The organism is Aeromicrobium sp. (genome assembly GCF_036676885.1).
Taxonomy (GTDB): domain Bacteria; phylum Actinomycetota; class Actinomycetes; order Propionibacteriales; family Nocardioidaceae; genus Aeromicrobium.
Genome location: NZ_JAKFCB010000363.1, coordinates 1 through 4936 on the forward strand (window position 1 = coordinate 1; position 4936 = coordinate 4936).

The 4936-nt window shown below is 69.7% G+C and carries 7 protein-coding genes; 4 read left to right on the plus strand and 3 right to left on the minus strand.

Going from position 1 to position 4936, the window contains the following annotated elements; genetic code table 11:
* On the minus strand, positions 1-374 hold a 374-nt coding region (locus V6M46_RS17225), incomplete at its 3' end, for a hypothetical protein (RefSeq protein WP_332667326.1).
* Positions 375-428: 54 nt separating this feature from the next.
* On the opposite strand from V6M46_RS17225, the gene V6M46_RS17230 reads away from it, so the two are divergent.
* The 4 genes from V6M46_RS17230 (at position 429) to V6M46_RS17245 (ending at position 3715) form a co-directional block, all read left to right on the plus strand.
* Positions 429-1001 carry a Dps family protein gene (locus V6M46_RS17230; RefSeq protein WP_332667328.1) on the plus strand — a complete coding sequence of 191 codons (573 nt, stop codon included), beginning with the start codon at positions 429-431 and terminating at the stop codon, positions 999-1001.
* 211 nt (positions 1002-1212) lie between these two features.
* A complete protein-coding gene (locus tag V6M46_RS17235; protein ID WP_332667330.1) occupies positions 1213-1563 on the plus strand; it encodes a YciI family protein in 351 nt (116 codons plus the stop codon).
* 1 nt (position 1564) lies between these two features.
* The gene (locus tag V6M46_RS17240; RefSeq protein WP_332667332.1) at positions 1565-2779 is read left to right on the plus strand and encodes an RNA polymerase sigma factor; all 1215 of its coding nucleotides are present in this window, start codon (positions 1565-1567) and stop codon (positions 2777-2779) included.
* Between the two features lie 9 nt (positions 2780-2788).
* On the plus strand, positions 2789-3715 hold the full coding sequence (locus V6M46_RS17245) for a TIR domain-containing protein (protein ID WP_332667334.1): 927 nt from the start codon (positions 2789-2791) through the stop codon (positions 3713-3715).
* A gap of 3 nt (positions 3716-3718) precedes the next feature.
* Here the strand turns inward: V6M46_RS17245 and V6M46_RS17250 are convergent, their stop codons facing one another.
* Together V6M46_RS17250 and V6M46_RS17255 are read right to left on the minus strand one after the other, a co-directional pair.
* Entirely contained in the window at positions 3719-4270 is a 552-nt protein-coding gene (locus tag V6M46_RS17250) for a hypothetical protein (RefSeq protein WP_332667337.1), read from the minus strand.
* Positions 4271-4274: 4 nt separating this feature from the next.
* Positions 4275-4936, minus strand: a 662-nt coding sequence (locus tag V6M46_RS17255; RefSeq protein WP_332667339.1) for a hypothetical protein, incomplete at its 5' end; no start/stop codon positions are given.

Genomic DNA, 4936 nt, shown 5'->3' on the forward strand with positions numbered 1-4936 from the left:
TTGTCGAGGCCGTCGGCGGAGAAGACCCACCTGAACTTCGCCCAGTGCCGGGCCACCAGCGGGTCAGGCTCGTACGCGGTCGCCAGGAACTCCTGCTTGAGCGCCTCGGCGCGCTCCAGGGCGGCCGGCTCGACGTCCGCGGCCTTCGGGAACTGCGGGACGACGTACGCGATGGGCCGCGGCGCCACGACCGTGGCGGCCGGCTTCCTGGGCGTGCTCTTGCGGGCCACCGGCTTGGGCTCCGGCGTCGGCGAGCCGTACGGGAACGTGAACTTGCAGTCGGTGCACTCGACCTCCTTGCGCCCGTCGGGCAGGGTGCGCAGGACGACGACATCGTCCTCGCGGACACACAGAGGACACACGATCAAAGCCATGGAGAACAAGGTATGCCGACGTGTGAGATCCCCTTCGATGGGTAGGCCATGAGCATGCCTACTTCAGCCCCCAAGTACACGATTCCAGGACTCACGACCGCCGAGGGCGAGAAGCTCGCCAACATCCTGCAGGACCGCCTCAACGCGCTGATCGACCTGCACCTGACGCTCAAGCACGTGCACTGGAACGTCGTCGGCCCGCACTTCATCGCGGTGCACGAGATGATCGACCCGCACGTCGACGAGGTCATTGCGATGGTCGACGAGACCGCGGAGCGCATCGCGACCCTCGGCGTCTCGCCCAAGGGCACGCCGGGCGCGGTCGTCGCCGGCCGAAGCTGGGACGACTACTCGCTGGGCCGCGCCACGACCAACGAGCACCTCGGCGCCCTCGACGAGGTCTACGTCATGCTCATCGCCGACCACCGCAAGGCGCAGGAGGCCGTGTCGGACATCGACGCGATGACCGAGGACATGATCATCGGCCAGGCTCGCCAGCTCGAGCTGTTCCACTGGTTCGTCCGCGCTCACCTGGAGAGCTCCGGCGGCGCGCTGTCGACCGAAGGCGCGACATCCGAGGCCGAAGCGGCGATCCAGGCCAGCGACGCCGCCGACGTCACGGAGTAACCCCACATACCGAAGCCCCGGCCCAACCCAGGACGGTCGGGGCTTCGCCACGCCCTCCCCCCGAATTTTGAAGCGTTGCGCAGCCAAATCCAGCGTTTTGCATGCGCAACGCTTCAAAAGTCGGTGGCCGGGTGTCGATTTGGGCGCACCTCGTTCGTGTAGGTGGTGAGAGGCTGGCAGCAGGCCGGCCGCACACCCAGGAGGCACCACCATGACGCAGTACGTACTCAACGTCATCGAACCCGTGATGGAGCCGGGGTTCACTCCCCCGCCGGAGTTCCTCGAGCCGGTCATGCGCAAGGTCAACGCGGTCAGCGACGAGATCAAGGCCGCCGGCGAGTGGGTCTTCGCGGGCGGGCTCAACGGACCCGACGCGACCACGGTCGTACGCCATCAGGACGGCGAGACGCTGATGACCGACGGGCCGTACGTCGAGGGCAAGGAGCACGTCGGCGGCTTCACGATCGTCGACTCCCCCGACCTCGACGCGGCGCTGGCCTGGGCGGGCAAGTACGCCGAGGCGACGGGCCTGCCGATCGAAGTACGCCCGTTCCGCTACTGACGTGACAGCAGACGACGCCGGCATCGCGCGCGTGTTCCGTGAGGAGCACGGCCGCGCGGTGGCCGTCCTGGCCCGCGTCTTCGGTGACCTCGACATCGCCGAGGACGCGGTCCAGGAGGCGTTCGCCACCGCCGTCGAGCGCTGGCCCGCCGACGGCATTCCCCCGAGCCCGAGCGGCTGGATCATCACCACCGCCCGCCGCCGGGCGATCGACCGGCTCCGTCGCGAAGCCTCACGCGACGACAAGCACGCCCAGGCAGCACTGCTGCTCGAGCAGGACGAACCGCAGGAGGAGGGTCCCGTGTCCGACGACCGGCTCCGGCTCATCTTCACGTGCTGCCACCCCGCGCTCTCCCCCGCCGCCCGCGTCGCGCTGACCCTCCGGATGCTCGGCGGGCTGACCACGCCGGAGATCGCCCGCGCGTTCCTCGTGCCGGAGCCGACTATGGCGCAGCGTCTCGTACGCGCGAAGGGCAAGATCCGTGCGGCGCACATCCCCTACCGGGTGCCCCGCGACGCCGACCTGCCCGACCGGCTCCGCGGCGTGCTCGCGGTGGTCTACCTGATCTTCAACGAGGGCTACACCGCGAGCTCGGGCGACGACCTCGTACGCGAGGACCTGTGCGCCGAGGCGATCCGGCTCGGCCGGTTGCTCGTCGCCCTGATGCCGGACGAGCCCGAGGCCGCCGGCCTGCTCGCGCTGATGCTGCTCAACGACTCGCGGCGGTCGGCGCGTACGTCCGGTGGTCGGCTCGTCCTGCTTGCCGACCAGGACCGCTCGCTGTGGGACCGGGACCTGATCGCGGAGGGCCAGGACCTCGTACGCCGGTGCATCCGGCGCGGCCGGCCCGGGCCGTACCAACTGCAGGCCGCGATCGCCGCGGTGCACAGCGACGCCGCGACGGCAGCCGACACCGACTGGCCCCAGATCGTGCAGATCTACGACCACCTGATGCAGATCGCGCCGAGCCCGGTCGCCGCGCTCAACCGTGCCGTCGCCGTCGCGGAGGTCGAGGGTCCTGCGTCCGGGCTCGACATCGTGGACGGGCTCGACCTCGACGGCTTCGGCCTGTTCCACGCGATCCGCGCCGACCTGTTGCGCCGGGCCGGCCGTACGGCCGAGGCCGTGCAGGCGTACGAGCGGGCGATCAGCCTGACCGAGAACGCCACAGAACAGGAGTTCCTACGACGTCGTCTCGTCGAGCTGCGCCTCTAGGATGTCGGCATGAAACCCCGGATCTTTCTCGGCTCGTCGGGCAAGCAGGCCAAGCTGCTGCAGGCCCTGACCCGGGGCCTCGAAGAGGTCGCAGACGTCGAGCCATGGACCACAGTCTTCAACCCCGGCACGTCGACGCTGGAGCGTCTCGTCGAGCTCACGCACGAGGTCGACTTCGCCGCGTTCGTGTTCGCCCAGGACGACTGGACCACCAACGACATACCCGCGGCCGATCCCGCCGCGCCGGCGCAGGCGTCACCGAGGGACAACGTGGTGTTCGAGGCCGGGCTCTTCGGGGGCGTCCTCGGCATGCGCCGGACGTTCATCCTGCACGCCAACGGAGCCAAGCTGCCGACCGATCTGCTCGGCCTGACCTGCATCCGGTACGACGTACCGACGAGCCCCGCCGAGACCCGCGCCATCAACCAGAAGCTGCGCAAGGCGATCGAGGCCGAGGGACGCCTCGCCGCGATCGAGGGCCTGTGGTGGCAGTACTCCCTGACGGAGCGCAGCGAGCTGGAACCATCCGCAGTCAGCCTCCTGCGGATCTCGCGGGACCGCACCGGGGCGCTGGAGGTCAACGGCCGCGCGTGGCAGGAGGACGGCACGCTGTCGGCGCGCTATTGGAGCGAGGCGTCGAAGGAGAAGACGGATCCTTCTGGCCTCCTCTACTTCCACAAGGGCGAGCGTCCGCGACAGGCGAACGCGCCGTACTTCGAGGGAGTCGGCGAGATTCATCTCGAGTCGGCCGACCGCGCGGCCGGCTACTGGACGACCCGGTCCCCCACCGATCCGACGCTCAACCTGCGGACGTCCGGTGTCTACGTACGCGCTGACCCTGCGGACCTGGCAACGCTGGACGGCAGCGACACGGCCCAGCGCGCTGCGCTGATCGCCGATCGGCTCGATGCCTGGAAGTCGATCGCCAACTCCTGAGCCTCAGCCCGGGGGGCGGGATTCTGAGGTTGACCTGGGGCAGAGCGCCTCGCGGGCGGAGCCGGTGTGGATCTCCTCGGGCAGCTCGACCTTCACCACCTTGTCGATCACGCCGAGCCGCGAGATGCGCAGCCTCACCTCCGTCGCGAAGCTGCCGGCCCGCGCCGACAACCGCTCGCACGCCGTCATCAGCATCGACAGGCGTACGACCGTGCGGTCCCCCACCCCGATCGTGAACTCCGCATCGCCGTTGGCGTCCTCCAGCTTCTGGTACGCCAGCAGCGTGGGCTTGCGAGGCAGCGGCGCCAGACCCTCGACCGTCAGCGGCAGGCGGCCGTCGTTGACCAGGGTGAAGGAGTAGGTCAGCGTCGCCCGGTCGACATAGCGGACCTCGCGGATGCGCCGGTCACCGACCTCGAACACCGCCGTGGCCGAGGTGCCGTCGACCGAGGTCGGACCGTCGCTGGACAGCGACTCCGACAGCGCCGCGTACGCCGGCACGGCCCCGATCGCGAGGACCACCGCGACCAGGACGATGACGAGCAGCTTCCGCATGCGATCAGTGCCGCGCTCGGCGACGCAGGGTGACGAGGCGGACGCCGGCGAGGCTGACGAGCGCCAGCGACAGCCAGGTCGCGACCTCACCGCCCCGATCATCGGTCGAGCTCAGGCTGCTGGTTTCCGGCGTGCTGAGCAGCCCGGCGAGCGGCCCGCTGGTCGCCTGGTCGGTCGGCTTCGTCGGGCTGTCGAACCACGTGCAGCCGATCGGGTGCCGCCAGATCGGGTCGGCGCGGTCGTACTGGCTGCAGGTCAGGAAGCCGACATCCTTGACGGCCAGGCCGGGCAGCAGCTTGGAGCCGCCGCCGGAGCACGGGCCGGGGTCGACCAGGAAGTTGTGGGTGGCCTTGCCGCGCGAGGAGACATTCCCCTCCCAGCAGTTGCCCATGCCCTGGTCGTCCCACCAGTGGTCGAGGCCGTTGTGCTGCACCGTGCCATCGGCCTTGATGCCCATGATGTTGTCCGTGACCTGGTTGCCGTGCGAGGTGTCGAACAGCTTGGTCGGGTCGAACTCGTCGCGCAGCGGCGCCGGCACCCAGAACTGCATCGTGCCGAACCGCCAGTTGTCGTAGATGCGGTTGTTGTCGGTGACGTTGTAGTTGCCGCCGGCGATCAGGGTGCCGGTGCCGACCGGTGTCGGGACGACCGGGCACACCGTGCCGT